Source organism: Staphylococcus sp. FSL W8-0304, assembly GCF_038006565.1.
GTDB lineage: Bacteria > Bacillota > Bacilli > Staphylococcales > Staphylococcaceae > Staphylococcus > Staphylococcus epidermidis.
This window is the reverse complement of sequence record NZ_JBBOVL010000001.1, coordinates 652,179-679,096: the sequence shown is the minus strand read 5'-3', so window position 1 is coordinate 679,096 and position 26,918 is coordinate 652,179. Positions and strand designations below refer to the sequence as shown.

Sequence of the window (26,918 nt, the reverse complement as noted above, 5' to 3'; positions counted from 1 at the left end):
TATCAATCACTCATCTTTCCTGGGAATACATAATCTGAGCGCTCCCATTTTTTTTGAACTTGAACACTATATTGTGGTTGCCGCTGTTTATTAACTCGGAAATTCGTTGGATTCAATGGAGATTTGCCTCTTTTCGTCACAACTTCCATTCGTGCATGTGTTCGTTTGTAGGAAGGCGTATCTGTATAAGGATCTACGTCACTATTCGTAAGAGCATTAATAGCACCTAAATCTCCATTTTCTAATGCATCATTATTTAATGGAATATATATTTCTTTTCCTTTTACTCTATCAGTAATGTGTGCTAGTAAAGAAGCCTCTCCAGTCTCAGAAATCAATTTAATTTCAGCTCCTTCATGAATGTCACGACTTTGTGCAAGCTCGGGTGAAATTTCAACAAATGCTCGAGGTACTTTATATTTAATCATTTCTGTTTGATACGTCATATTACCTTCATGGAAATGCTCAAGTAATCGACCGTTATTGACATGTAAATCATATACTTCATCTTCTTTAAAATAGTTATCAAAGGTTAATGGATATAATTTAGCCTTCTTGTTTTCAAAATTAAACCCATCGATATAAAGTATTGAAGTGTCTTTACCATCTTTATTTACGGGCCATTGTAAACTATTAAAACCTTCTAAACGATCATAACTTACACCTGCATACGATGGTGTTACTCGTGCAATTTCATCCATAATTTCACTTGGATGCTGATACTCCCAATTCGCCCCTAGTCGATTTGCAATAAGTTGGAAAATTTCCCAATCCGGCTTTGAATCTCCAAGCGAATCTAATGCTTTATACAATCTTTGTATGCGTCGCTCCGTATTAGTAAAAGTTCCATCTTTTTCTAGTGAAGGACTTGCTGGTAAAACTACATCTGCAAACGTAGCTGTAAATGTTAAAAACTCATCTTGAACTACCATAAAGTCTAACTTTTCAAAAGCAGCTTGAACAAAGTTAATATTGGAATCTACGATACCTGTATCTTCTCCATACAAATACAACGAATGAATATCACCATTATGTATTCCTTCAATCATTTGATGATTATCTCTACCAGGTTTATCATTTAGCTTTACTCCATACTCTTTTTCAAATTTAGCACGTATTTTATCATCACTGATAAGTTGGTACCCTGGAAATTGATTTGGCATACTTCCCATGTCACTACATCCTTGAACGTTATTATGACCTCTTAAAGGATATGCTCCAGCACCAGGTTTTCTATAATTACCAGTAATGAGTAATAAATTAGAAATAGCAGTACTTGAATCACTTCCAATATCTTGTTGTGTTATACCCATCGCCCAACATATCGCTAATGAATCAGCTTTTGCTACTTCATGCGCAAATTGTATTAACCGTTCTTTCGAAATTCCTGTTACTTCCTCTGCAAATACCATTGAAAATGGTTCTAGTGATTGGTAATATGTATCAAAGTGATCAACCCACTTTTCTATAAATGATTTATCATGTAAGTTGTTATCAATAATATATTTAGTGACAGCACTTAACCAAGCTAAATCGGTGCCAGGTTTGGGTTGATAAAAAGCATCTGCACGTTCTGCCATTTCATGTTTTCTTATATCAAAAACATGTGACTTTTGACCAAATAACTTTTGTGCACGTTTCATTCGTGAAGCAATTACAGGGTGCGCTTCTGCTGTGTTAGTACCTATTAATACAGTCATAGATGCTTTTTCTAAATCAACAATCCCGCCTGCATCTCCACCGATACCTACTGTTCTTACCAATCCTTTGGTCGCTGGTGCTTGACAATAGCGCGAACAATTATCTACATTATTTGTACCAATAACTTGACGAGATAATTTTTGCATTAAATAAGATTCTTCATTAGTTGCTTTGGATGAAGAAATAAATGACAAGCTATCCGCGCCATATTGCTCTTTAATTCTTTCAAAATTGTTAGCAATAACTTGTAGGGCCTCTTCCCATTCAACTTCATGAAACATACCTTCTTTTCTCACTAAAGGTTTCGTTAATCGTTGATCTGAGTTAATGTGTCCCCATGAAAACTTACCTTTTACACATGTTGCTATTTTATTTGCTGGAGAATCATGGGAAGGTTGAACTTTTAATATTTCTCTATCTTTCGTCCATACTTCAAACGAACAACCTACGCCACAATATGTACAAACAGTTTTAGTTTTATTGACACGTTCTTTACGCATTTCTGCTTCAGAATCAGATACAGCTAATAAAGTACCATAGCCAGGTTCTGATTTTTTAATAATATCAATCATAGATGCTAGTGAACCAGGTTCTGTATCTGTGAGATATCCCACATTACCTTCCATATTAACTTCCATCATTGCATTACATGGGCATACAGTCGCACATTGACCACATGAAACACATGATGATTCATTAATTGGGACATCATTATCCCAAATTACTCTTGGATGATCTCTTTCCCAATCTATTCGTATTGTTTCATTAACTTCAACATCTTGACATGCTTCAACACAACGTCCACATAAAATACATTGATTTGGGTCATATCTATAAAAAGGGCCATAATCTTTTTCATATGGTTTTCTCTTATACTCATAAGTTTGATGTTGTATTCCCCACTTATCCATCGTATTATGTATTTCACAATCGCCATTATTATAATCACAAACTGTACAATACAACATATGTTTTTCTAAAATACGATCTAATGCTTCTTTTTGGCTAGTTTTCACGTGGTGATTGTATGTATTTACCGTCATTGAGGATTCAATCGATGTTCCACATGCTCGGGCAATATCTCCATTGATTTCTACCATGCATGTATCACATGTTTGAATTGGTCCCATCGATTCGTTATAGCAAATGGCTGGTACAAATGTATTTCTAGAGCGTATAAATTCGAGTAAATTCGTCCCTGCTTCAACAAGATAATCTTTACCATCTAGATTAATTTTTATCTCCTTAGACATATATTTTTCTCCCCCCATTAAATTATTCACTGTTAAACACTTTAGACTTTATAACTTAATTGATTAAATCTACAATTTAACTTTTAGTAGAATTACTTAAATTGTATTACTTTACTCTATAAAAGTTAAGCGTTTACATAATAAATATAATAAAACTAATTTAATTGAAACTGAATATCAATTAAAGAGTGGAATAAATAAATTAATTTCTTTATTTCAAGCCATTTAACATTGAATATCATAACTTTTTGCTTATAAGACATTGAATTACATAGTGCCTCATTTTATTTAAATATTAGTTAGAAGAAAATGGTATATAATGCAATATAATACTTAAAAATAAAGCAAAAATGTTTAAAAACTAAAATAAGAATATTTAACTCAGCCATCCTTAATTTGTCAAAAAAACCTAGAACATTTCGTTCTAGGTTTTAAACTCAAGCATTACACAATATGTGATTTTAAAGCTTTTTCTTTTTTATAAATTTAAATTGTCTCTTAGTAATTGTGTATTTTCATTTTTAGATGCATCACTTGGTATGAAATAGTACAAACCGTCATTTTGTATACCACCTTCACCCTCTAACTGATGTCGATTAACTTGGTCATTAGCATCTTTATACTTAGTTCTAATTGTATTGAGATCACCTAATTTTAAATCTGTTTTAACATTTTTCTGGATTTGATTCATTAATGTATTAAAATGAGTGATTGAAGATGCGCTTGTCATCTTATCTGCCATTGCTTCTAAGATAAGTTGCTGACGCTCTTGTCTACCAAAATCGCCTCCTGCACCATCTTCTTTACGACTTCTAATAAAGTCCATGGCAGCATCACCATCTACATGTGTTTTTTCACCTTTAACAAAATGATTAGCACCCATTGTAAATGTACTATTACTTACGACATCTACGCCACCTAATGTATCAATCATGTCATGTAGTCCATCCATGTCAATCGTAGCGTAATGATCGATTGGAACATTCATTAATTTTTCAATTGTTTTAACAGCCATGTTAGGACCGCCATAAGCATAGGCATGGTTAATTTTTTCTTCAGTACCTCGACCTGCAATTTCTGCTTTGGTATCACGTGGAATACTTACTAGCTCAGTTTTCCTTTCTTTCGGATTAATGGAAAGTACCATGATTGTATCACTACGTTCCCCACCGCCTTGTTGTTTTCGCTTTTCATCAGAATCTACGCCAAAGAGTGCAATAGTAAATGGATCACCATTTTTTAAATTTACTTTTCCAGAACGTAGTTCAGAATGATTTCGATTTAAAGGGTTATGTATCTTGTCTCCTGTAATAAATATTTTTGCACTAACATAAATAACTGCAATGATAGCTAATAGAAATAAAATTCCCACTACCCACAGTAGTATTTTCATCGGCAGGCTCATTTTTCTTTTATCTGATCTTTGCATCCCTACCACTCCTATTCAATAATTTTGTTGTTTTATGATACACAGGTCATTATATTATAAATAAATTTATTTGGTATACATCTACAGACCTATTCATTAATTATTTTAAATTTTCTTTAAGAAATCGTATAGCTTAAATGTATAAAATCTCTATAGAGCTAATTTGATATAATTTATAAAAATATACATTAACCATGCTCTATATGATGATTACTCTTTGAATAGTATTCTCCTTCATTTAAGATACGTATCATATCATCGTAACAACCAGGGTTACTAATGATAAATGGGCCTGCCGTACTAAAATCAAGAGGTTCACCATTTATTTTTGTCATAATCAAACCTAGTTCTCTTGCAAAAAGAAATTGTGCTGAAATATCCCATGGCTTAGGATTCGTGTTAATGTGTGCCCCGAACTGACCTTTTATCACTCGAATAGAATCAAGACCACAAGACCCAATAATTCTAAAATCAAAGGCTGATTGAAATAAAGATTGAATCGTGTCTTCTTTTAACACTTGTGGTTTAAATGAAATAATTGCATCTCTTAAACCTATTCTTTTTGGCAATGTCATTAATTGATTGTTCTCGTAAGCTCCCACACCAGCAATTGCTCTATATAATCTTTGATGTGGATAATCATAAATATATGAAAGTTTAGGTTCCCCATCAATAAAATATCCTATAATGATACAGTAATCTTCTTGTTGTTTCACTAAATTACTTGTTCCATCTATAGGATCCATAATCCAAAGATGACCCTCGTAAGGTGTTATATCTGAGTTATCTTTCTCTTCAGCTAATAATTGGTGTGTGGGATAATGTTCCTGAAGAAAGTTTTGAAAATGATTTTGAATTTGTTTATCAACATTAGTAACTAAATCAAACCTATCTTTTTTTGTTGATGTTTCCATCTTCTCAACCAAACCTGGAATGATATCGTCTAAACCACGTATCCATTGACATATATATTCATCTAATTTTTTTAAATAAAGTTCTGTCATATTTTCACCTTCATTTCATTATTTCAAAGACTATAGTGTTATCATTTAAATCATTATAGTTATATGTAAAATCTATTGTAAATCATAGAGTCATAAAATCAGAATTTGTATTAATAAATATTAAAAAATCGGCTAGTCAATAACTAGCCGACAAATAGAAAGGAAAGTAAGTAATAAATATTGAAGATGTTTTGATGTAACTTGAACGATTATACAGCTATCTAATATGTAGCTCTACCCCTTTGTCTAATCGCTCCCCCTGTTACAAATATTATATTATCATATTGTTTTTGTTTTTGTAAGCGTTTTCTAAAAGTTTTTTGTATAATTTTACACTATTATAGAGTTAAAACAGACAAAATGTCATCATTGTCGCTTATATGTTATAATAATTGTAATATGTAATGTTTATGGAGGTGACTTTCATTGAATAAATTAGAACGTCAAAATCGAATAATTCAAACTATTCAAAGTTCTGACAAAATTACTGCTTCGCAACTTGCAAAACAATTTAAAGTATCTAAGCGAACTATTTTACGTGATATTGATGAATTAGAAGATCAAGGGGTAAAAGTATATGCTCGTCATGGCAAATTAGGCGGTTATCAAATCAAAGATGCACATGCTAAAATCACCTTATCGTTAACTGAACAGCAACTTTCGGCATTATTTTTAACACTAAATGAAAGTCAGTCCTATTCCACTTTACCTTATCAAAATGAAATTCGAGCAATAATCAAGCAATGTTTAAATTTACCTCAAACACGATTACGTAAATTGCTTAAAAAAATGGATTATTATATAAAATTTGAAGATTCTAATCATGTCACATTACCTCATTTATTTTCTGATATTTTAATTTATTGCACGGAGCGCAATGTGATGTTAGTAGATTTAAATGAAGATGGTCAAACTCAAGCTGAAAATGTTATTTTTATAGGTTTAATATGCAAAAATGCCGTTTGGCATGCTGTTGTATTTGAAATCGGTAGAGGTTACACTCGTGAATTATCTATCATGAATATTCAAGATATCTCATATTCTTTTGAAAAAACAATACAAACTCAAGATATCTCAATTGAAAATTATAGACAGTTTTTAGCGCCTTCTGAATGATAAAAATAAAGCCTGGGATAGCCGAAAGGCCCCCAGGCAATTTAGTACACTAGTAGTTGTCTATAGAGTTATAAATGTACATTTATCCATTTTTAAACTTTCATTTTCTTCCCAGTGACAAAACTATACCTCTCTTTAGTCATTTCCCGTTATAACTACTGCTCGGAAATATATTTTCAAATCATTTACTGAATACAACTATAATTGTCCAAATGAATGATATGAAATTATTTAACATATGTAAGCTAATTGATGAAGCTAAGTTTCTATTCGATTTTAAGTAAACATATACTAATGCTATTGCCAGTATTAAATATGCTCCAAATTCAAATGGGGACTTAGCATCACTCACATGTATATATGTAAAAGACAATGCTGATATAACCCCCATCACAATAAAGTTAAACTTTTTACCTAGTTCACCTATTAACAAATGTCTAAATACCAATTCTTCAACAATAGGCCCTACAATTACAATAAGTACAAATGCAAAAGGAATAAATATACCACTTTTAAATAATTCATTAAGTTCAAGTTCATTTTGCGTTTCACTATATTGCAAATATTTAGGTAATAGTTCAATTAATTTGTCATAAACATTAGAAATAATAAAAGATGCACACATGACGATAATTATAAACAACCAATGCTTTTTCAAATAGTCAAAACCACTCTTAACTCTATCTACAAATGAATTGATATGTAAAAAATAAAAAGCTAATATCACTAAAATATATGACATAAATTGTCCTAAAGTTCCAATCATAGTAAGTTGTAATTCATTAATATTTTGAAAAGCTATAGCAGCAATTGTTAAACCTATAAAGCTAAATATAAATATACATAGAAAGCCTATCGCAATTAAACTGAAATCACGCCATACTATATCTTTAAACCTATAACTTTGCCTTTTTTTATCTTTTTTCATCATTGTATCCTTTCCACTCACCAACAATTATTCAATCATATGGGAGGCTTTATGAATTATTTAGAAATTTCACTACATATTGAACAACAACTTGTTAAATTACTCTCTCTGAGTGAAAGTGCGAAATACTATGCACTCATACATCATAACAAATTTGAATCTTTTATAGATGATTTCAACCTTACTGTAAATCAAGAGATGAAATGGGCAATGTCTCATCAATTGTTGTTGAATTCTAATGATACGCTTGTGTCATACTGTCAATTGATTCGAAGGTTAAACGATTCCCCACTTTTAACTTTAAACCAAGGACATATAATTTATTACATTAATACACAACAAACACTCATTCACCGACAGTTACTTAAACATAAACAAGCCCTTTAGTATATTCAAATGTTTCTATACTATTATACTATTAATTATATATTAACGTTAAAAATAATTATAAATATCAATCTCTTATAATTAAAACATTAAATTATTTATTCTATTTACTAAATTGTAAACTTGTTGCAATAAGGTTATAATTAGCCATGATTAGGTATCAAGAAGGAGTGTTTAAAATGCTTGGTTTCTCAGTCTATCTAGGACAGAATTTAGATCGAGATTATATTTTAAATATGGCTGACTTAGGCTATGATGTAGTTTTTACTTCACTACAGATACCTGAGGAAGACAAGAAAAATCAAATGGCTTATTTGGGAGACTTATGCCAACTATTATCAGCCTATCAAATCACTTATATTATCGATGTAACCCCTTCATTACTTAATCAAACTATTTACAGTTATTTGAACCAATTACCTCATAGGGATTTTTATATTCGTATAGATAATCAATTAAATATTGACCTTATCAAAGACATTATCAGTCAAGGCTTCAAATGCTGCCTTAATGCTAGTACGTTAACTGATAGCATGTTAGCGCACATATATCGTACTGATTTTAATAATCAACTTTTATACTGTCATAATTACTATCCTAGACCTGATACTGGTTTATCTATCTCATTTATTGAAGAAAAAAATCAACTCATTAGAAAATACGATGCGCATGCAAAAATTTGTGCTTTTATACCTGGCACGCAGAAAAGAGGTCCCTTATTCAAAGGTCTTCCTACAGTTGAAAAACATCGTTTTGAACACCCTCTTATTGCTGCACAAGACCTTCAATTAACGGGTATATCTAACATTATAATTAGTGATACGCTATTATCACACATTTATGCGGAACAATTATCTAATATGTGGCTATATCGACACTTTATTTTACACTTAGATCAACTAGACTCCTCATTTACATCACAAGTTTTAAAGATACACACATCAAGATTAGATTCACCTGAACATTTAATTCGGTCCCAATATTCTCGTACAGATAATCAACAGACTGTCCCAATGATAGGATCGGCACATAGAGATCAAGGAGATATCACAATTGATAATCACCTGAATGGTCGTTATGAAGGAGAAATTCAAGTTATAAAAGCTCCTATGCCAGGTCATTCCCACATCAATTGTATTGGTCATGTTTGTGATAAAGATGTTCCATTGTTATCACTGATTCAACCAGGAGATACTTTTAAATTTGTATATACGAAGGAGAATAACAAATGAATCATTTAACTACTGAAACGAGAAATATACAAACAATGCATTTGGATGAAATGAATCTAAAAGATGCATTAAAGACTATGAATCAAGAAGATCAATTTGTACCCAAAGCGATAGAACCTGTTATTCCTAATTTAACAAAAGTGATAGAGAGTGCAATTCAACGCTTTAATAATGGAGGGCGAATTATTTATATTGGTGCTGGTACAAGTGGAAGACTTGGCGTACTAGATGCGGCAGAATGTGTCCCAACTTTTAACGTTTCACCAAATGACATTATTGGGATTATCGCTGGTGGACAAAAAGCTATGACGGTAGCTATTGAAGGTGCAGAAGATGATGCTGAACAAGGTGCACAGGATTTAAAGAACATTCATCTTCAATCCAAAGATATTGTAGTGGGTATTTCTGCTAGTGGACGTACACCATATGTAAAAGGTGCACTAGATTATGCAAATAAATTGAATGCAGAAACAGTCGCACTCTCTTGTAACGTTCACAGTGATATAAGTAAAAATTCAAATCACGTATTAGAAATCAATGTGGGGCCTGAAGTATTAACAGGCTCTACGAGATTAAAATCAGGTACTGCTCAAAAACTAGTTTTAAATATGATTTCTACAATGACAATGATTGGCGTGGGCAAAGTTTATGATAATTTAATGGTTGATTTACGACCTACAAATCAAAAGTTAATCCATCGTTCTATTCGCATCATTCAAGATGTGTGTGATTTAAATCATCAAGAGGCTATAGAATTATATGAAAAATCAGACCACAATATCAAAATAGCTATCGTAATGCACTTATGTTCCACAACTCAACAAGATGCAAGACTTCGTTTAAAACAAAATAATGGAGTGATTAAGCAAGCTATCAACACTTAAGGAGGAGATTCCATGAGTAAAGAAGAACGCCTTGCCAAAGACATTACCCACGCATTAGGCGGTTCTCAAAACATAAGTAATATCATCCATTGTATGACTCGAGTTCGTATTAAAGTACACAATGATGCAAAAGTTAATTATGATGAACTAAAATCTATCAATGGCGTATTAGGCGTTGTTGAAGATGAAAGAATTCAAGTTGTTGTTGGGCCGGGTATTGTTAATAAAGTTGCTAAACATATGGCTGACCAGTCAGGAGCAACTCTAGCTGAAGAGACGACTGAAAATCAAAGTTATAAATCACAAGCAGAAAAACGTGCGTATGAACATAAACAACAATTCCAAAGTCAACGTAAAAAAAGTAAATGGAATAAAGTGTTAAAATCTATTGCTAATATCTTTATACCTTTAATACCAGCATTTATAGGTGCAGGATTAATCGGTGGGATTGCAGCAATACTTAGTAACTTGCTTACAGCCGGTTCCATTTCAGGTCAATGGATTGAACAAATTGTGACAGTCTTAAATGTTATTAAAGATGGCATGCTATTTTACTTAGCTATTTTTACTGGTATAAACTCGGCAAAAGTATTTGGTGCTACACCAGGTTTAGGTGGTGTCATCGGGGGTACTACACTACTAACCGGTATCACAGATGAAAATCCAATTAAAAATATTTTCACTGGAGAACATCTAGCTGCAGGACAAGGTGGTATTATTGGTGTTATCTTTGCAGTTTGGTTATTAAGCATGGTTGAGAAACGTCTACATAAAATAATACCTAACTCTATTGATATCATCGTAACGCCCACAATAACCTTACTACTTATTGGTTTGTTAACTATATTTATAATCATGCCACTAGCTGGCTTTGTCTCCGATGGTCTTGTTTATGTCATTAACTGGATTATTGGAGTAGGAGGTATTTTCAGTGGATTCATTATAGGAGCATTCTTTTTACCTTTAGTCATGCTAGGATTACATCATATCTTCACCCCAATCCATATCGAGTTAATCAATCAAACTGGCTCCACTTACTTGTTACCTATTGCCGCAATGGCTGGTGCTGGACAAGTCGGTGCGGCGATTGCATTGTGGGTGAGATGCGGTAAAAATAAAGAATTACGTAATACGCTCAAAGGTGCTCTTCCTGTAGGGTTCTTAGGTATAGGCGAACCTTTAATTTATGGTGTAACACTGCCGTTAGGTCGCCCTTTCTTCACTGCGTGCATAGGTGGCGGTGTTGGTGGTGCTGTCATTGGTGGTATCGGTCATATTGGTGCGACAGCTGTAGGACCAAGTGGTATTTCATTATTACCATTGATTGCCAATAATATGTATCTCGGTTACATCGTAGGTTTACTAGCTGCTTATGCGGGTGGCTTTATCTTTACTTATTTCTTCGGCACAACTAAAGAAATGAGAAATCCTGAATAAATGGGTGATTTAATTGCCAAACATTTTGTATAAGATTGACAACCAGTATCCCTATTTCACTAAAAACGAGAAAAAAATTGCGCAATTTATTCTCAACTATCCTCATAAAGTTGTTAATATGACTTCTCAAGAAATTGCAAATCAATTAGAAACTAGTTCTACTTCTATCATACGTCTAAGTAAAAAGGTGACACCAGGTGGTTTTAATGAACTTAAAACACGTTTGTCTAAATTTTTACCTAAAGAAGTCACACAATATAATGTTGAGTTAGTTGATAACGAAAGTACAATTTCACTTAAAAACAAATTGCATTCTCGCTCTAAGGCAGCGTTAAGTAATGCTAATGAAACCATTAACGCTGCTATCATCGATGAAATTTGTGATCTAATTAAAAAATCTGAAACTATATTTATTTATGGCTATGGTGCCTCTTTTGTTGTAGCAACAGATTTATATCAAAAATTATCTCGCATCGGTCTAAATATTCAACTAGTGCATGAAACTCATATTTTCACAACTATGTTAGCAACACGTAACTCTAACGATTGTGTTATATTTATATCTAACAATGGTACTCAAAGTGAAATGCAATCTATTGCTAAAGTCATTGCAGACTATCACATTCCCATTGCGACTATTTCAAGCACTTCTGATAATCCAGTTGCAAAGCAATCTAATATTGTTTTAACCTATGGACAAACCGATGAAAATGAGATGCGCATGGGAGCCACAACTTCATTATTTGCACAAATGTTTACTATTGATATATTGTACTATCGATATATTGCGCTAAATTATCAATCATCTTTAGATTTTATTACTCAATCAAAAATCGCATTAGATAATTACCGTAAACATCTCTCGAATATAGATTTCAAACATTAAAATAATAAAAAGCGATTCTTTATACTTATCCTAGAAAAGATAATGTATGAAAGAATCGCTTTAATTTATACTAACTCTTAAAAATTACTGATTTTAACAATCAATTGTCATTTCATCTTTTATTATATTTGTCGTTCCTTTTTGTGATATCTAATAAAATAATAAAGTGTCACAGCTGTTAAAAACACGATACCAATGACAACCGATACCGCAGTCTCTTTGTTAAGTAACATACCAACTAATACTAGGAGTAAAAACATGATAGTTAAATAATTGGCAATTGCTCCTCCCGGCATTTTAAAAGGATGATTGTGAACCTTTTCAGGATGTAACCTTCTAAATCTTAGATGACTAAATAAAATCATAAACCAAGGTATCATTCCCGGTAGAATAGAGGCGCTATATACATATACAAAGATACTATCAGCTCCATCAATAATTAATGGAAGTATGACATTTAATAAAGCACCAATTAATATTCCCATAGATACTGCAAATACAGTATAGAAAGGTACGCCATTTTTCATTACTTTAGTAAATACTTTAGGCATTTGTCCTTTTTTTGCCAAAGTATAAATCATTCGACTTGCACTAAAAATACCTGAATTACAACCAGACAATGCTGCCGTTAAGACTACAAAGTTAATTAAACCAGCAGCAAACGTAATTCCCACTTTAGCAAAGGTTGCAACAAAAGGACTACCAATATTACCTAATTGGTTCCAAGGATATACTGATACAATGACAAAAATTGCACCAATATAGAAAATTAAAATTCTCCATATTACTCCGTTGACTGCCTTTACAATATTTTTTTGAGGATTTTTGGTTTCACCTGCTGAAATCCCAATCAATTCAACACCTTGGTATGATCCAATCACAATAGATAAAGCAAAGAAAAATCCAATGAATCCATTTGGCATAAATCCACCATGTGACCATAAGTTAGAAATCCCTATTGGATTCCCTCCATTACCTATACCAAATAAAATTAATCCTAATCCTGCAATAATCATTAATACAATAGTTACAACTTTAATTAAGGCAAACCAAAATTCAAACTCTCCAAACGCTTTTACTGAAACTAGGTTAGCCGCCATCAAAAAGAGAACTGCTATCACTCCTGGTATCCAATTAGGAAGGCTTGGGAACCAGTAGTTCATATATTCTCCTACTGCAATCACTTCACTCATGCCGACGACAACCCATTGAAATACATTGCTCCAAGCAGTCATGTAGCCAGCTGCTGGATGAATATAGTCACTAGCAAAAGTCGCAAAAGAACCAGTGGTTGGATTAATATATATCATTTCACCCATGGCTCTCATGATTAAAAATAAAAAAATACCAGCAATTAAATATGCGAGAATAACAGATGGACCTGTCCACTTAATTGTACTTGTTGCTCCCATAAAAAGACCAACACCAATTGTTCCACCAAGAGCAATCATCTGCATTTGACGTGCATTCAATCCCCTTTGCAACTCATTATTTTCCATAACTTGACCCCATCTCTAAATCTAGATTGAATTTTTGATAATCTTATTTCCGTAATTATACTACAAATTGACAAAATTGAAACAATATTTTTACAATTCTGTAAAAGCGCTTACCTATCCTGCTAAGATGTTTTCTTGCTTTTTGCTAACACTCATATTAAAATCTTTTTGATAATAGAGATTATAGAGCAAACGAAATAGTTCAGAACACACTCTTATAGTTGATTTAAAATATTAACTGCTTACCACCTAGCTATATAACATAAAATGATTGTTAAAACTATATACAATGTCATTTCAAATTTAACTTAAATCACTTTACCATTTTACCTATGTCTTTGCTCTTAATAATTATTTAAATATGATATACTTTTTTTAAATAATAAAGGAGTGCTCATATGAATAAAGCGCTTGTTATACGTGCAATCAAATTTTCTTTAATATTTATGACTGCATTTTTAATTCTTAATTTATTGACTATGAAAGAGGCTTCAATATCGTCTATTATTGTACGAACTGTCATTGCAGCTATTGTTTTCTTTGTCATTTATATCATTGTATTTACAATTTTAAGTTCGTCAGAACGTAAAATTATTTATGGTACAACTTTACCTATTGCGCTTTTTATATGCCTTATATTTGGATCAATTTTCTTCACTCCGCGTATAGGTATCATTGTCGGACTAATTTTGGGTGTGATTGCTGGTGTCATATGGGAGTTCTTAAATAGAAAAAATGGAGGTCACACATCTTGACTATTATTATCGGACTCATTGTAATTATTTTGTTAATCATTAGTTTACTTCCAAATTATAAAGCAATGGTATTAGCTAAGCAGCAAGGCCAAAAACCTACACGATATACTATTATGGTAGGCATTGACTTATTATTAATTATACTTATATTAGTAACATTAGTATTAAAATTGATTATGTAGGTTCAACAAATTTACTGTTGAATAGACGATAAAAAAGTCTGGGACATTATGATTTATGTCCCAGACTTTTTTAGTAAAGACATTCGATGATGGACTTAAACATATGTCACAATCTATCATGGTTTTCAAATCTCATTATTGGTGAACAACTAAGATATTCATACGAATTTTGAGCCCCTCATTTAATATTTTTATTCAAACAAGTATAAATCACTAATGTAGATTTTAGATTTCTTTTCTATAATATAAATAACAAGTTGATTTTAGTTAAGTTAGCTTAAACATTGTTCTATATCAACTCATACTGTAAGTAGTATTATAATTTGCCTTGAAGTAACAAAAAATAGCAAACCGTAGCGAGAATAAGGTATACAAGAGAGCCAATAATAAACGATCGAAATTGAACATGTAAAGGTGTGCGTTTATTAAATATCGGTCCCAATATGAGATTACCCACTCCTATAATAACTGGACCTGCTATGAAAAATAGGATAATATAGCCCATTTTTAAATACCTCCAATTTATTCTTTAAATAAAAAATTCTTTATATCTTCAAATTCCATATCTTGTCCAACATATTGAACTGTCGAAAAATCTTGATCCTTCGTTATTATATTCGTATTAACGACAACATCTAATCCTGCTAGCATCGCTGCAGTAGCACCATTGACAGAATATTCAATTGCTAAGCAGGTTGTAGGATTATAATTAAGCTCTTGTACAGCTTTTAAATAAATTTCGGGATTAGGTTGAACACTCTCAACATTTTCACGACCAACAACAACATCAATGTATGTATCTAGTCCTAATTGTTTAAATATAGGATATATATTCTTTTTATAACTACTTGTGGCAATCACCATTGGGATATGACGTTTTTTTAAATATTGCATCAATTGAATGATTGTGGGATTTACCGGCAATTGAATAATTGTTTGATAATATTGATCATAAATTTTTTCTTTATTTTTGAAACCAATAGCATCTTCTAAATATGTATGTAATCCAGTAGTTTCACCGCCAATAAATTGTTTATAAAATTCTAAAGAAATCGGCGCTTCTTGATGGATTTTTAAATGTGTATTTATTAAATCGAACAAATGTTTTTCGGTATCAATGACAGTACCATCAAAATCAAACACTACTGCTTTATACATGTTGTCATCTCCTTTCAATATTTATTATTTTTCATACTAACATAATTTGATATAAACTTGCCTCTAAATAACTAAGCATCAAATAATATAAAATCTAGTTCACAACTATGCTATGAATAAAACTTTTCCTTCAATGATTACGCATTCGAAATAAGATAACTATAATTCTTTCAACTTCAATCAAAAGTCTTAGTGATTCTAAAAAAAAAGAGTGGTACAATTTATTTAAACGAACAGCATATAAAATATAAGCATTCATATCATTTCCACACATATATTGTTAACGATTGGAGGTCCCCATATGTTGATTGATAAATTTGAAACCTACATTATTAATGTTGCAGGTTTGAAATCTCGCTCAACGCGAAAAAAATTAATACATTTATGTAAAGAAATTACTTTTTGTGAATCCTTTCAGTATTCTATCATTAAGCAAAACGATGTGTTCGCATTGGAAGTTAGCCTCCCCAAGCAACAACTACCTTATCTGATAAGTTTCTTAAGTTTCCACAATTATGCTATTTATCAAATACTTTTACCCAGCCGTGTAAATGAACTTCTTGATTCAGAACAACTTTACCAATCTATTAAGCGCTTTGATTTAGCAATCGACGGTTTACAAGATGCCTTCATTAAAGATAAAGTCATTGATATCATGAATATGTTTGTGAATCATCACAATGTGAATTATACATTAAATAATAATTGCGCAAGCGTCACATGTCCTCCTGAGATTTTCACAAAGCTGCTTCAAACTATTGCAACGCGTAACATTGATATCCTATCAGCAAGTTATAGAGCAAAGATGCTACATAAAGCACGCATTTCATAAATAGAAAGATAGAATATATGAGCAAGAATAACTTATTTACAAATATAAATACAAAAACTCCCAAAATAATCTCTATTTGAATTATTTTGGGAGTTACTTTATTTCTAAGATAGATCATCATTTACAATGTTTTCAAATGCTTCTCTTACCTGAGGTACAGACATTCCAACGACAACTTGAACACTCTTGCCACTTTTTACTAAACCATGAGACATTTGATTATGTGTAAAATAGGCACTTTCTTGAACTTTACTTTCGTCTTTAACAGTTAAACGTAGGCGCGTCGTACAATTTGTAACGTCTTTAATATTTTCTTTACCTCCAAGACCTTCTAGGTAGTACATCGCCTTTTCTTCATATTCACTATTAGGTGAATAATTGCGAGTTGACTCTCCTTTTTTATCTTTATAATCTTGTTTGGAAAATAATTTGACTTCTTCTTCACCTTTCTTACGTCCTGGTAATGGAATATCAAATTTTAAAATTAAATATTTAAATAAGAAGTAGTAAATCGCAACAAAGATTAGACCAATTACTACTTGAAAGACATATGTCATCCAATGTGCTTTTCCTAAAGGTATCCAGTTAGTTGCTATAAAATCTAGTACACCGCCACCCATATTACCTACGACACCAAATCCATACATCAGTGTATCCATAGTTGCTGCTAGTAGTGCATGTAATACGAATAAAAATGGCGCAATAAATAAGAAAGTAAATTCAAGTGGTTCTGTAATACCAGCTACTACTGCCGTAAGTGTTGCTGGTATTAATAATGCAGCAACTTTTTTACGATTTTCTTTTGGTGTAGTTGCATACATTGCCAATGCTATACCTAGACAACCAAAAACTTTGCCATTTCCTTGCAACATAAAACCATATGGAAATTGTTCTTTAAGTGGTTTGTTACTCTCGGCAAACTGATTTAAGTGTTGCAACCATTCTGCTTTCAAACCATGATTAACAACTACTGGACCTACTTCGATTGGTGCATAGATAAAATGATGCAATCCTGTAGGTATTAGTACACGTTCTAAGAAATGATATAACCAAACACCTATATATCCTGATGCAACAATAAAATATTGAATTGAAGCAATACCGTGTTGAATCGTTGGCCAAACAACACATGTGATTGCTGCCACTGGTAGCATGACAAAGAAAGAGATTGTTACAACGAATGTTAATCCTTGAAATACACCTAACATTTCAGGTAAACGCTTACTGTAATATCTATTATGTATCCACGTTATTATTCCTGATATAATGATTGCACCTAAAATATTGGTATCTAACGTTTCAATACCTGCAATAGATTTTAATCCTGTTGTGTTTTCTACACCTTTTTTTAAATTAGCGCCAAAAGTATGTGGCCATTGAGTTAAAATTGCATTGATAAAAGTGTTAAACATTAAATATCCCATTAGAGCTGCTAAAGCTGCATGTCCTGGAGCTTTTTTAGCAAGAGATAACGGTAAACCAACTACAAAGACAATTTCCATATGTGTAAATATTACCCAACCACCTGATTCAATAACAGACCAAAATTTAAACCAAAATGTATGCTGATCAGCTAAGCCTCCCATGATGGTTGGATTTTTAAATAATGTAGCGAATCCCAAAACAATACCGAAGAAAGCAAACATTAAAACTGGTACTATCATTGCACTACCAAATCGTTTAATTGCATTCATTTTTGAATACCTCCCTCTTCCCTTAACTATGATAACTAATATATGTTTACCTTTATTGCTCTTTATTTAATAAGTTATTACCAATATATAGTAAACGCTTACATAATGACAATGACGTTGACGCACTTTGAAACATTTTTGTATAATTAGATTATATTTTCATATAAAGAAAATATTTTCAATGATGAGGTGTTAAGATGATTTTAGATGAACGAGTAAACTCTAATTTCGATCAATTAAATGATAATGATATACAAATTGCACATTATGTTAATACACATATAGATGTTTGTAAAAATATGAAAATACAAGATTTAGCCTCACAGACACATGCTTCAAATGCTACGATTCATCGCTTCACTCGTAAACTAGGTTTTGATGGTTATAGTGATTTTAAATCCTTTTTAAAATTTGAAGATAGTAAGAATCATCAACTTCCTTCTGATTCTATGGAGCAATTTAAACAAGAAATTGAAAATACATTCAACTATTTAGAACGTATTGATTATCGTTTATTAACTCACAAAATGCATCATGCTACAACAATATACTTATATGGTACTGGACGTGCACAGATGAATGTCGCTGAAGAAGCACAACGTATACTGTTGACTATGCATAAAAATATTATATTGTTACATGATGTTCATGAACTAAAGATGGTGTTAAACAAGACAATTCCTGAAGATTTGTTTTTCATTATTTCACTTTCTGGCGAAACACATCAACTTAAAGAAGTCACACAATTGCTTCAACTGAGACAAAAATATTTTATTTCCGTAACAACAATGAAGGACAATACATTGGCACAACAAGCTGATTATAATGTTTATGTTTCAAGCAATACTTTTTATTTAAACGATGGTACCGATTATTCCAGTTTTATTAGCTATCATATTTTCTTTGAAACACTACTAAGAAAATATAACGAATATAAAGAGAATCATGAATTAACATAGGAAAGTGAGTCATCATTATCATTGAATGCAATTCTCACTCTATATATAAATATTATTTGGTAGATCCTTTTTCAACTTAGACAATGACTATTAAAACGTTAAAAAGCCTGGAACAACAATTTTTGTTGTCCCAGGCTTTTCAGTTTAGTTATGACGCTGTTCCTCAATTTCATCTATCACATTTTGCATTTGATCAATCATCAATTCAAATCCATGTGCTGTTGAATCATGATATTCTTTTTTCTTTTGCTTATATTCTAATGTTGTTAAACGTCTTTCCTTTTCAATAAAAGAGCGATAGTAAAAGAACATTTGAGTCCCGCCATTCTCTCTTTCAAAGAACTCTACTTCAATGACATCCTCTTCCTCACTTAGTCCTGGCATTCCAATCGTCATCTTGATATATTCATCTAAAACTAACTCTTCATATGTACCTTCTATGATGTTTTGTTTACCGTTTCTACTATCAATGATGCGATACTTTCCTCCCTCTTGAATGTCTGCATCAAACGATTTATTCGTGCGTTGTGTGGTCATAAACCATTTTTTTAAGATATCTGTTTTTGTCCATGCCTCATAAACGACCTCTGGTGTATATTTAAGTAATCTCTCAATGTCGATTTCAACATATTCATTTTCCACATTATATTTTGCCATTTCATTTCACCTACTTTCACTCTTAATACTATTTTAACGTATTTGAGCTAGGTCACAAACTTTGAGCTCTATAAAATTAAATTATATTAAATAAAACTTATGATTTTTAACTTTTTAAATTCAAGATTGAGTGTATAGTCTTGTTCTTATCAATATTTTACTACTATTCTATATTGCTTGATACTCAACTTAAAAATAAGATACAGATGGTGAGTATCAAAGAATCATTATAAAACTGTCAACAATCATAAGATTGTTGACAGCCAATATATACTATGGGCCGTATTTTATTTTTTTGACGATTGATTTAAACGAGGTACTCTTAAAATAATTGCTACTAATCCACAAACACCTAATAATATTGGATAAATACTATATTGTAACATTAGGAATGGGGAAATTCCGGCTACACCTGCTGCTGAAATCACTTGCGGGCTGTATGGTAATAATCCTTGAAAACACCCACCAAAGATATCTAATATACTTGCTGATTTCCTTGGATCGACATCATATTCATCAGCAATATTTTTAGCTAATGGTCCAGCCATAATAATAGAAATTGTATTATTTGCTGTTGAAATGTCAGCTGCACTCACTAAACTCGCTATACCTAGTTCTGCACCACGCTTTGATTTTACTTTTGACCTTACAAAATTAAGCAACCAATCAATACCACCATTATGTTGAATAATTCCTACTAGACCACCTATAAGCAATGCAATCATAGCAATATCTTCCATTCCGATAATCCCTTTAGAAATAGCATTTAAAAGGCCCTTCCAACCAAAAGAACCATCAATCAGTCCAATTATACCGGCTAATACAGTACCTCCTATTAATACAATAATTACATTAATACCAACTAACGCAAGAATCAAAACTAACAAGTATGGTATGACTTTAATTAAATTATAATCATAGTTTTTAGTATGATCTATGGAAATACCATTTGTTAAAAAGAATAAAATGATGATTGTAATAATCGCACCTGGTAATACAATTTTAAAATTGACTTTAAATTTATCACTCATTTTTGTTTTTTGTGTTCTTACTGCTGCAATAGTGGTATCAGAAATCATAGATAGATTATCACCAAACATCGCTCCCCCAACAACTGTTGCCATGGCTAATGCAGCTGGTACATCTGTTGCTTGTGCAAATCCAAAACCTACTGGTGCAATAGCTGCAACTGTGCCGACAGAAGTTCCCATTGAAATTGATACAAACATACAAATAATAAATAGTCCAACAATTATTAAATTTTGAGGAATAAGTGATAAGCCTAAATTAACTGTAGATGACACGCCACCCATTTTTTCAGCAGTCGTCGAAAAAGCTCCAGCAAGGATAAAAATAAGCATCATCAAAATGATATTAGAGTGACCTGCACCTTTTGTAAATACCTCTACTTTTTTTGCAAAAGTTTCCTTGCGATTCATCAGTAAGGCAACAATAACAGTAATTGTAATAGCAACATTTAATGGCATAGTGGTAAAATCACCAGAAATAATACCAACACCTAGAAATAGTAAGACAAATAACAATAAAGGAATTAATGCCCAAGCATTGCCATTCTTCATCTCTTTCATAATCTAACCTACTTTCCCGTATAATGGATTGATAGATTTTATACTAAAAAATTCCTATCTATTTAATCAATAACTCAAAAATAAAAAACCAGGACACGTAATCATGCCCCAGTCTCAGTTAACATCGTGTTTAACCTTATCTTCTAACCTTCTCGGTTACTGGAATTGGCACATGATACAATGTTGCCGAAGCTTCTTTGGGCCAGTCCCTCCACTTCTCTTGATAAGTTATTGAATTGTGTTTAACGTTACAAGATATTTACAATAACGTCAACACTTATTATTTTAAATATTTTAATAATAGTTTACATATTTTCAATATATAGTAAAGTATTTTTCAAAAATAGCCACACTTATTGATGCAAAGATGAATATCGCTAATGCAAGTCCAAAAATAACCATTAACTTTAAATATAATGATATGAGCATTGAAATGATTACTACAACAATCACAGTAAAAAATATATTCTTAAGACGTTGTGCCTTATGTCTTGATATTACTTTACGTTTTATCCGTTCAGATGATAACCTTTCCTCTAATTGAAGTGATGTAATATGTAATTTCGTTTCTAATAAAACTGCTGTACCCACTGTTAATACCAGAATAAGTATCACTATCCATAAAGGCTGTTGCTTTATAAAGCTAACCACGTAAATACCACAATATAGTATGCCCGAAAGCATACCAAGGATACGATCGAGTTTAGGGCTTATCCATATGATATGATTTCTAATATTATTATTAACAAAGTATACATTTTTCAATCCACTCGTTATAAAAGTAATAATCACTATGATATGTAACAATGTGGGATAATCATTAATAACGTAAAAGACAATCAGTCCTATGACTAAAATGAGCAATGGCATGAATTTATATAGATATGCTTTCATCAATAACATCCTTAAAATGATATTTATAAATGTCTTTTTATCTTTATGAGGTAGGACGATTAACTGTAAATGTTTGACCTAACAAAGAGTAATCATTTCCAGCTAACCTAGCTACCGGATTTAATTGATTTGCATCAATTTTACTATCTTCAAAATAAACTTCTTCATCAATATGGTACATGACAATTTCACCAATTATCAAATCACTCCCGTTATCTTTGTTGCCCAATTGTACTATTTGATGAAGCTTACACTCAAACCTTACTTTTGCTTCTTTGATTGCTGGAACATTAATTAAATCAGAATCAATCATACTTAGAGAAGTTCTCTTAAGTTCATTAACACCATATTCTAACGGGGCAGCAGTTTCATTCACATCATTAACAATAGCTTCATCAGTAATATGCACAACAAACTCACCTGATTGTTCTATATTTATTGAGGTGTCTTTTCTATTTCCATTTGTACGTTGAACAGCAATTGCGATCATAGGTGGTGTATGATTAACTACATTAAAAAAACTAAAAGGAGCTGCGTTGATATCGCCTTTTAAATTTTGAGTAGTTACAAATGCTATCGGCCTAGGTATAATACTTCCACTAAGTAATTTGTAATTTTGCATATCTGAAAGTGTTTCAGCTTTTATTTTTTTCACTATCAATCAATCCAATCAATTTTTATTTAAAATATAAAATTTACTATTTAACTATTGTTGTCCCTTTGTAGACAAAATTAAAAAGAGTTAAAGAAGATCGTATATTCAATTGAATCACAGTTTGCCTATAAGATAAAAAACCTAGGACATTGATATTTGTCCTAGGCGCTTATTATCATAAACAAATCTTATATTAAACTATATAGTTTTGTAAGATGTTTAGCACCTTCGTCGTGCTTTCACTTTGAAAATATATACTAATTAATATGCTATAGTTAATTTAATCTATTTGAGTCCCACCAGTCACACCATATACTTGACCAGTAATATAACTTGCATCATCAGAAGCCAATAACACATATGTCCCAGCACATTCAACAGGCTGACCAGCACGTCCTAACGGTGTGTTTTGCCCAAAAGTAGGTATAGCGCTTTGTGGTTGACCACCGACAATTTGAAGTGGTGACCAAAACGGTCCAGGCGCAACACAGTTAACACGAATACCTTTAGGACCCAATTCGGCTGAAAAACTCTTTGTTAAAGATATAATTGCAGCTTTCGTTGCCGCATAATCATGAAGAATTGGACTAGGATTATAACCTTGAACTGAAGATGTTGTTGTAATTGACCCTCCTGGTTGTAAATACTCAAGCGCTTTTTGGACTGTCCAAAATACCGGATAGACATTCGTTTCAAACGTTTCAGTAAAATCTTGAGTTTTAAACTCCGATAATTCATCTTGATAAAGTTGATGACCAGCAACCAACGTTACATTGTCTAAACCACCTAATTGCTGATAAGCCTCTTCAACCATGTCATAGTTGAATTGTTCATCTCTAATATCACCAGGAATTAAGATAACTTTTTGACCAACATTTTCAATGATCTGTTTTACATCATCGGCATCTTGTTGTTCACTTGGTAAATAATTAATCGCTACATCCGCACCTTCTTTAGCATAAGCAATTGCTGCCGCACGTCCAATTGCTGAATCGCCACCAGTCACTAGTATTTTAAAGCCATCTAATCGATGGTGGCCATGATAGGAATCTTCCCCACAATCTGGTTGTGGTGACATTTTAGCTTGTATACCTGGAACTTCTTGTTCTTGTTTTTCATAATTATCAGTTTTAAATTTATTGCGCGGATCTTGAGCTGACATTTCAAATCATCTCCTAATTCATTTAATGCTTTCTGTATACCCAGTTATCATGTACGTTTAATCATAGAAAATATGAAATCACAAATTATGTCAATAAACGTTGAACGAGCTGTACGAAATATTGAGGAACTTTTTCCAAAATACGCTCATCCGGATGATAATTAGGATGATGTAAATCAAATTTACTGTCGGAACCAATAAATGCGAAAACACTGGGGTATTCTTCTGTATAACCTGAGAAATCCTCTCCAATAGTAACCGGTTCATCGAGCATTGATACATGATAGCCAACTTTTTTAGCGACCTCGATTGCTTCTTGTGTTAGATGTGCATCATTTACTACTGCACCAGGGAGTCTTGAATAAGTTAAATCAATATCCACATTAAAAACACGACTTAAACCATCAGCAATATTTTTCATCCTATTTTCAATATAATGACGTTTATCCTCATCGAATGAACGAACAGTGCCCTGTATATAAGCTTTGTCAGCTATAACATTCCATGTGTTACCACAAGAAATTTCACCGATTGTTACAACTGCACTATCAAAAGCTGATAAATTTCGACTCACAATAGTTTGTAAACTATTGATAAGTTGTCCTACAACGATGACTGGATCGTTTCCTTGCTCAGGTTTTGCAGCATGCGCACCTTTACCTTTAACATTAAACTCAAAACGATCGACTGCAGAGGTAATTGCACCCGATTTAATAGCAAATTCACCAACTTTTAAAGTGGGATAATTATGAAAACCAAGTACTGCTTTAGCTCCTTTAAGTACTCCAGTATTTATAATTTCAAATGCACCATGTCCTAATTCTTCAGCAGGTTGAAATATTAATCGAACGCGTCCATTTAATTCATCTTCAATCTCTTTTAGTTGAGTACCAGTAGCTAATATACTTGCCATATGAATATCATGACCACATGCATGCATTGCACCATGATGCTTTGATGTAAATTCATGCTTCACTTGTTCTTCTATAGGCAAAGCATCAATATCTGTTCTTACCGCTATCATTTCCTCTCCTTGCCCAATTTCTGCTACTAAACCTGTTTTTAAAGGGACATCCAGTATACGTATACCATAACTTTTGAGTATTTTTCGTAACGTTTCTGTAGTTTCATATTCTTCATCTGAAAGTTCAGGATATTGATGAAACGTTCTTCTCCAATTTACATAAGTAGAATAATTTGTCATATATCGCTCAGCCCTTTCTCACACTTCTAATTTATTCATATGCTTAACTTGTGATTTAGCATTCTTTTAATTAACTTAATTGTCAATTTTAGTAAAGTTATCTTAACATTTTATCGGAAAATTCTAAATATTCAACGTTTTTAAGAGCTAGTTTATTAAAATTATTTAAAAAAGCGAAAACATGTTGAAACAGTTACATGTCTCATTAGTTACTGCTTAGATTACTGGAATATATGATAAACATGCATTAAAAATTCTCTTTCATAGTGAAATGAACAATCTTCACAATAAATGGTTATTCCTATTACGATAACAAGTATGACATTTTAATTTGTGACTAACACACCATTTCTTATTCAGTCATAAACTGTCAAAAAACGTCAAAATGCCCGAGACATCAACGAATATCACAGGCATTTTGAAACTAAGTATATCTAAATTTATTAAATTTTTACATGACGAGTTCTAACTTTAAATTAAACAATGATGTACTAAATTAGCAACTAATTTAGCAGTTCTTTGATCTGAATCATACGTTGGATTCATTTCAGCTATACTTATAGATTTTACTTTTTCACTTGGAATGACACGTTTAGCAAGTTCGAAAACTGTATGTGGATATATACCTAGGACAGCTGGTGCACTTACTCCTGGTGCAAATGCACTATCTACTACATCCATGCAAATTGTGAACATAACCGTATCATGATTATGGATAAAACGTTCTATCATATCTTTAATGGGGGGAGACACCTGATGTAGTAATTCATCTGCATATACAAATTGAATATCTTTTTCTTTAGCATAATTAAATAAAGCTTGTGTATTACCACCTTGAGATATACCTAACACTAAATAATCTGCATTATCATCTTCTTCTAGAATCTGTCTAAAACTAGTACCAGAGGTTGAATAATCCTCATCGCGTGTGTCAAAGTGCGCATCTATATTAATCACACCTATTGACGACTCAGGAAAAACTTTACGAGTAGCTAAATATTGTGCATATGCTATATCATGACCGCCACCAAGTAAAAATGTTTGTTTATGTCGTTTCATAGACTTAGCAGCAAGGTCTGCGAATTCGCGCTGTGTATCTATTAGCAACTCATGATTGTGTTCTACATTACCATAATCTATAATCTCTTCACATTGATTCAAATCTGGCAATCCAGCAAAAGCTCGCTTAATGGCATTGGGGCCTTCTTTTGCACCTACACGTCCTTTGTTTAATTCTACTCCTTTATCAATTGCATATCCTAATAAGCCCACGCCTTTGTGTTCCTCCGAAAAATCTAATTGACTTAAATCACCGAATTTAACAGTTTGGAAATGCCTAAATTGTGTAGAATCAGTTTCACTATCTAAACGACCTGTCCATAGATTAGATTGCGCAAGTTGATACATGATATATCCCCCTT

At 32.1% G+C, this 26,918-nt stretch carries 25 protein-coding genes and 1 riboswitch; of the genes, 10 read left to right on the top strand and 15 right to left on the bottom strand.

Annotation, left to right across the window (positions count from 1 at the left end; all coding sequences use genetic code 11):
• Nucleotides 1–2: 2 nt before the first annotated feature.
• The 3 genes from fdhF to NST35_RS02915 all read right to left on the bottom strand — a co-directional run bounded on the left by fdhF (nucleotide 3) and on the right by NST35_RS02915 (nucleotide 5,387).
• Entirely contained in the window at nucleotides 3–2,954 is a 2,952-nt protein-coding gene (gene fdhF / locus NST35_RS02925; protein ID WP_002457981.1) for a formate dehydrogenase subunit alpha, read from the bottom strand.
• 478 nt (nucleotides 2,955–3,432) lie between these two features.
• Nucleotides 3,433–4,383 (bottom strand): LCP family glycopolymer transferase, encoded by a 951-nt coding sequence (locus tag NST35_RS02920; RefSeq protein WP_002457982.1) that lies wholly within the window; start codon nucleotides 4,381–4,383, stop codon nucleotides 3,433–3,435.
• 188 nt (nucleotides 4,384–4,571) lie between these two features.
• A complete protein-coding gene (locus NST35_RS02915; RefSeq protein WP_002457983.1) occupies nucleotides 4,572–5,387 on the bottom strand; it encodes an inositol monophosphatase family protein in 816 nt (271 codons plus the stop codon).
• A gap of 426 nt (nucleotides 5,388–5,813) precedes the next feature.
• On the opposite strand from NST35_RS02915, the gene NST35_RS02910 reads away from it, so the two are divergent.
• Nucleotides 5,814–6,503, top strand: coding sequence for a helix-turn-helix transcriptional regulator (locus tag NST35_RS02910; RefSeq protein WP_002457984.1), 690 nt, complete (start codon nucleotides 5,814–5,816; stop codon nucleotides 6,501–6,503).
• A gap of 181 nt (nucleotides 6,504–6,684) precedes the next feature.
• Here NST35_RS02910 and NST35_RS02905 read toward each other — a convergent pair whose 3' ends face one another.
• A complete protein-coding gene (locus NST35_RS02905) occupies nucleotides 6,685–7,431 on the bottom strand; it encodes a CPBP family intramembrane glutamic endopeptidase (RefSeq protein ID WP_002457985.1) in 747 nt (248 codons plus the stop codon).
• Between the two features lie 51 nt (nucleotides 7,432–7,482).
• On the opposite strand from NST35_RS02905, the gene NST35_RS02900 reads away from it, so the two are divergent.
• The 5 genes from NST35_RS02900 to NST35_RS02880 all read left to right on the top strand — a co-directional run bounded on the left by NST35_RS02900 (nucleotide 7,483) and on the right by NST35_RS02880 (nucleotide 12,257).
• Nucleotides 7,483–7,818 carry a hypothetical protein gene (locus tag NST35_RS02900; RefSeq protein WP_002457986.1) on the top strand — a complete coding sequence of 112 codons (336 nt, stop codon included), beginning with the start codon at nucleotides 7,483–7,485 and terminating at the stop codon, nucleotides 7,816–7,818.
• Nucleotides 7,819–7,997: 179 nt separating this feature from the next.
• A complete protein-coding gene (locus tag NST35_RS02895) occupies nucleotides 7,998–9,050 on the top strand; it encodes a MupG family TIM beta-alpha barrel fold protein (RefSeq protein WP_002457987.1) in 1,053 nt (350 codons plus the stop codon).
• On the top strand, nucleotides 9,047–9,934 hold the full coding sequence (gene murQ / locus NST35_RS02890) for an N-acetylmuramic acid 6-phosphate etherase (protein ID WP_002447268.1): 888 nt from the start codon (nucleotides 9,047–9,049) through the stop codon (nucleotides 9,932–9,934). Before NST35_RS02895 ends, murQ begins: the two co-directional genes overlap by 4 nt.
• Before the next feature lie 12 nt (nucleotides 9,935–9,946).
• Nucleotides 9,947–11,371, top strand: a complete 1,425-nt coding sequence (locus NST35_RS02885) for a PTS transporter subunit EIIC (RefSeq protein WP_002457988.1) — start codon at nucleotides 9,947–9,949, stop codon at nucleotides 11,369–11,371.
• A 13-nt stretch (nucleotides 11,372–11,384) separates the two neighbouring features.
• A complete protein-coding gene (locus tag NST35_RS02880; RefSeq protein WP_002447266.1) occupies nucleotides 11,385–12,257 on the top strand; it encodes a MurR/RpiR family transcriptional regulator in 873 nt (290 codons plus the stop codon).
• A 122-nt stretch (nucleotides 12,258–12,379) separates the two neighbouring features.
• Here NST35_RS02880 and NST35_RS02875 read toward each other — a convergent pair whose 3' ends face one another.
• On the bottom strand, nucleotides 12,380–13,756 hold the full coding sequence (locus tag NST35_RS02875) for an amino acid permease (protein WP_002457989.1): 1,377 nt from the start codon (nucleotides 13,754–13,756) through the stop codon (nucleotides 12,380–12,382).
• Between the two features lie 398 nt (nucleotides 13,757–14,154).
• Between NST35_RS02875 and NST35_RS02870 the strand changes: the two genes are divergently transcribed.
• On the top strand, nucleotides 14,155–14,511 hold the full coding sequence (locus tag NST35_RS02870) for a hypothetical protein (RefSeq protein WP_002447264.1): 357 nt from the start codon (nucleotides 14,155–14,157) through the stop codon (nucleotides 14,509–14,511).
• A complete protein-coding gene (locus NST35_RS02865; protein WP_002447263.1) occupies nucleotides 14,508–14,693 on the top strand; it encodes a hypothetical protein in 186 nt (61 codons plus the stop codon). The genes NST35_RS02870 and NST35_RS02865 overlap by 4 nt, the downstream gene beginning before the upstream one ends.
• Before the next feature lie 316 nt (nucleotides 14,694–15,009).
• On the opposite strand, the gene NST35_RS02860 is transcribed toward NST35_RS02865, so the two are convergent.
• Entirely contained in the window at nucleotides 15,010–15,198 is a 189-nt protein-coding gene (locus NST35_RS02860; protein WP_002447262.1) for a hypothetical protein, read from the bottom strand.
• 17 nt (nucleotides 15,199–15,215) lie between these two features.
• Complete coding sequence (locus NST35_RS02855; RefSeq protein WP_002457257.1) at nucleotides 15,216–15,851, bottom strand: HAD-IA family hydrolase; 636 nt, start codon at nucleotides 15,849–15,851, stop codon at nucleotides 15,216–15,218.
• Nucleotides 15,852–16,152: 301 nt separating this feature from the next.
• Here NST35_RS02855 and NST35_RS02850 point away from each other — a divergent pair, with 301 nt between their 5' ends.
• Entirely contained in the window at nucleotides 16,153–16,683 is a 531-nt protein-coding gene (locus NST35_RS02850; RefSeq protein WP_002457258.1) for a hypothetical protein, read from the top strand.
• 104 nt (nucleotides 16,684–16,787) lie between these two features.
• Here the strand turns inward: NST35_RS02850 and NST35_RS02845 are convergent, their stop codons facing one another.
• A complete protein-coding gene (locus tag NST35_RS02845; protein ID WP_002457259.1) occupies nucleotides 16,788–18,377 on the bottom strand; it encodes an alpha-glucoside-specific PTS transporter subunit IIBC in 1,590 nt (529 codons plus the stop codon).
• 197 nt (nucleotides 18,378–18,574) lie between these two features.
• Here NST35_RS02845 and NST35_RS02840 point away from each other — a divergent pair, with 197 nt between their 5' ends.
• Nucleotides 18,575–19,336 carry a MurR/RpiR family transcriptional regulator gene (locus tag NST35_RS02840; protein WP_002438434.1) on the top strand — a complete coding sequence of 254 codons (762 nt, stop codon included), beginning with the start codon at nucleotides 18,575–18,577 and terminating at the stop codon, nucleotides 19,334–19,336.
• A gap of 144 nt (nucleotides 19,337–19,480) precedes the next feature.
• On the opposite strand, the gene NST35_RS02835 is transcribed toward NST35_RS02840, so the two are convergent.
• The 7 genes from NST35_RS02835 to hutG form a co-directional block, all read right to left on the bottom strand.
• Complete coding sequence (locus NST35_RS02835; RefSeq protein WP_002457260.1) at nucleotides 19,481–19,993, bottom strand: SRPBCC family protein; 513 nt, start codon at nucleotides 19,991–19,993, stop codon at nucleotides 19,481–19,483.
• A 287-nt stretch (nucleotides 19,994–20,280) separates the two neighbouring features.
• Nucleotides 20,281–21,582 carry a Na+/H+ antiporter NhaC family protein gene (locus NST35_RS02830; protein WP_002457261.1) on the bottom strand — a complete coding sequence of 434 codons (1,302 nt, stop codon included), beginning with the start codon at nucleotides 21,580–21,582 and terminating at the stop codon, nucleotides 20,281–20,283.
• A gap of 133 nt (nucleotides 21,583–21,715) precedes the next feature.
• Nucleotides 21,716–21,812: riboswitch (SAM riboswitch) on the bottom strand.
• A gap of 85 nt (nucleotides 21,813–21,897) precedes the next feature.
• A complete protein-coding gene (locus NST35_RS02825) occupies nucleotides 21,898–22,476 on the bottom strand; it encodes a hypothetical protein (protein WP_002457262.1) in 579 nt (192 codons plus the stop codon).
• Nucleotides 22,477–22,519: 43 nt separating this feature from the next.
• Nucleotides 22,520–23,131 (bottom strand): flavin reductase family protein, encoded by a 612-nt coding sequence (locus tag NST35_RS02820; protein ID WP_002457263.1) that lies wholly within the window; start codon nucleotides 23,129–23,131, stop codon nucleotides 22,520–22,522.
• A gap of 280 nt (nucleotides 23,132–23,411) precedes the next feature.
• Nucleotides 23,412–24,293, bottom strand: a complete 882-nt coding sequence (locus NST35_RS02815; RefSeq protein ID WP_002457264.1) for an SDR family oxidoreductase — start codon at nucleotides 24,291–24,293, stop codon at nucleotides 23,412–23,414.
• An 85-nt stretch (nucleotides 24,294–24,378) separates the two neighbouring features.
• A complete protein-coding gene (locus tag NST35_RS02810) occupies nucleotides 24,379–25,497 on the bottom strand; it encodes an amidohydrolase (protein WP_002457265.1) in 1,119 nt (372 codons plus the stop codon).
• A 471-nt stretch (nucleotides 25,498–25,968) separates the two neighbouring features.
• A complete protein-coding gene (gene hutG, locus NST35_RS02805) occupies nucleotides 25,969–26,904 on the bottom strand; it encodes a formimidoylglutamase (protein ID WP_002457266.1) in 936 nt (311 codons plus the stop codon).
• Between the last annotated feature and the right edge of the window lie 14 nt (nucleotides 26,905–26,918).